This is a genomic window from uncultured Mycobacterium sp. (assembly GCF_964249325.1).
Lineage (GTDB): Bacteria > Actinomycetota > Actinomycetes > Mycobacteriales > Mycobacteriaceae > Mycobacterium.
Map to the genome: position 1 here is coordinate 1 of NZ_CAXUCH010000292.1, position 1,713 is coordinate 1,713.

Consider the following 1,713-nt stretch of genomic DNA (forward strand, 5'->3'; position numbering starts at 1 on the left):
GTTCAGCGCTTCCGGATCCGCTGTTGGCGTCGGCCGTGCAGCTGGTGTATCAGCTGCTGCACGACTCTCGTCTGTATCCGTTCCTGGATTGGTGTGTGGGAATGTTCAAAACCCCATCGGGGGTGGAGACAGTCATCGTCAGCAGTGAGGGCACGGGCTACATACCGGCTGGGGTGTTTGTGCCGCGCACGGCACGAATGTTGTTCGCTGATGCGGGTTTAGACGCGAGGTTCCGCGCCCGCTGGTTCGGGTGGGCCAACCCGGCCCAAACCATGTTGGCCTATGCGGAGCTGCTTTCCGACCACAATCCGAACATCAAACTGCATGCGCTGGCGGTCTCGACGAGTCAGGGCGGGTCCTCGCTGCCGGCCCGGGATGCGGGGGTGCCGCACTTCGAGGACTGCGCATTGCTGACGTCACCCATCCCCCAGGACGCCCCGCCGTCTGCGATGGACGAAAACCACGCGCACCGTCTGGAGATGCTCGATCCCGCGCTGTATGCCCGTTTGACCGGCATGGGCGGTGGTCCTGCCCCGGGCCGCTCGGAGGCATGGAAGACGTCGCTGGCCGCGGTTCAGACCGCGTTGGAGCGGGCTGCTGCGATACAGGATTTGGCTGTCCCGCCGGTGATTCGGGAGATCTTGGAATCGCTGACCAAGGGTGTGCAGGTCGGCGAGGATCGGTGGACCGAATTGGACATGGCCAACCTGACCGAGGCCGCCAACAGCGCCAGCCATCGGCCCGGCCGGATGCTCGATTCTGCCGGGGCATCACCGTATGCACGCGCCCACCACAATCTGGCGCGGGTGACCGAACTGCTGTCGATGTGGCGGCGCGCCACCCCTGAATATGCGGAAATCGCTTACGCCGCAGGGCTGATCATGGAAGAGGCACAACTGTGGCCAGCTGGCGGAGGACCAGTGATCCGGTAACGCAGGAAGGTAGTTAGCGATGGCTGCTAAGCCGATCGATGTGAGCGCGCGCTCATTGGCGTCCGCGGCGTCGACCGTGGCAGGACACGCGGAGCGGGCCGCGCAGCCCGGACCGACACCGACCGGTGCGGCCGGGGGCTCATCGGCGGATGCGGCGGCCGCCGCGGTAGCGGTCAGAATGCGCACGACGGTCACGGCGATGGCGGCGCGCCTGGCCACCAAGGGTCCGCAGTTCCAGGCCATGGGGCAGGGGGCAGCCTCTGGGCTGCAGTCGGAGGATGCCCAAAACGCAGGCAGGATCACGGCGGTGTCCGACGATACGGGCAAAGACCTGGATCGGCGGGGTGCCGGTGTGCAGGCTGCGGGATTCGGCCCCGGCGGCGCCCAGCAAGCTCCGGCGAATCCGGCCCCCGGGTGGCCGAAACCCAAATACCCGCTGGACCTCAACGACATCAAACGCCTGGCGCCCGGCGCGCACGGCCCCTACGGCTACCAGGAACTCGTACCGGGCTCAGGCGTGTGGATCCCCGACCCGGCCACCAACGCTGTCCAGCCCGGCTTCCTTCCCCCCGGCAGCGCGAAATACCCGCTGGACCTCAACGACATCAAACGCCTGCCGGTCGACGCGCTGGGCCCGCGCGGCTATATGGAGCTCATCCCGCATTCCGGCATTTGGGTGCCGGACCCACACTATCCGGGTTCCGGTGGCTGAAGGGTGTTGGCGATCAGCAGGCCGTGGGCGGGGTGTCGAAGGCGGGGGTGGCAGACAAGCGCTGAGCAC

General features: G+C 67.0%; 1 protein-coding gene and 1 pseudogene. Both read left to right on the plus strand.

Going from position 1 to position 1,713, the window contains the following annotated elements:
• Positions 1-932, plus strand: a pseudogene (locus ACFE99_RS22855) (hypothetical protein); the annotation flags it as partial.
• 19 nt (positions 933-951) lie between these two features.
• A complete protein-coding gene (locus tag ACFE99_RS22860) occupies positions 952-1,644 on the plus strand; it encodes a hypothetical protein (protein WP_375488839.1) in 693 nt (230 codons plus the stop codon).
• Positions 1,645-1,713 lie beyond the last annotated feature (69 nt).

Coding starts and splice junctions, on each gene's coding strand:
- ACFE99_RS22860 (WP_375488839.1), top strand. CDS start 952: ATGGCTGCTAAGCCGATCGATGTGAGCGCGCGCTCATTGGCGTCCGCG.